This window comes from Escherichia sp. AM3, assembly GCF_032029835.1.
Classification (GTDB): domain Bacteria; phylum Pseudomonadota; class Gammaproteobacteria; order Enterobacterales; family Enterobacteriaceae; genus Escherichia; species Escherichia coli.
In genome coordinates this window covers 1-245 of the sequence record NZ_JAVUPQ010001219.1, presented here as the reverse complement: position 1 = coordinate 245, position 245 = coordinate 1, and the positions used below count along the sequence as shown (strand labels likewise).

Annotated in this window: 1 protein-coding gene; it reads right to left on the bottom strand. The window is 60.4% G+C overall.

From position 1 onward, the window contains the following. A partial coding sequence (locus RTW80_RS30380) for a glycerate kinase (RefSeq protein WP_312721938.1) occupies nt 1-245 on the bottom strand: 245 nt, incomplete at both ends.

Sequence of the window (245 nt, the reverse complement as noted above, 5' to 3'; positions counted from 1 at the left end):
CGCCAACGGGCACTTTGCCGTGGATCGTCTGGCTGTCGATACGCCCTTCGCCCGTGATCACCAGATCGGCGTCCGCGACCTGTTCATCAAGATGCAGGGCATCGGTGACAATCTCAATCCCCTGACGGAGCTGTGCGCCGCAAAATGCATACAGCGCCGCCCCCATTCCGCCAGCCGCACCGCCGCCCGCCAGGTTTAAGACGTCAATATCCAGATCCCGGGCGATAATTTTTGTGTAATGCGCC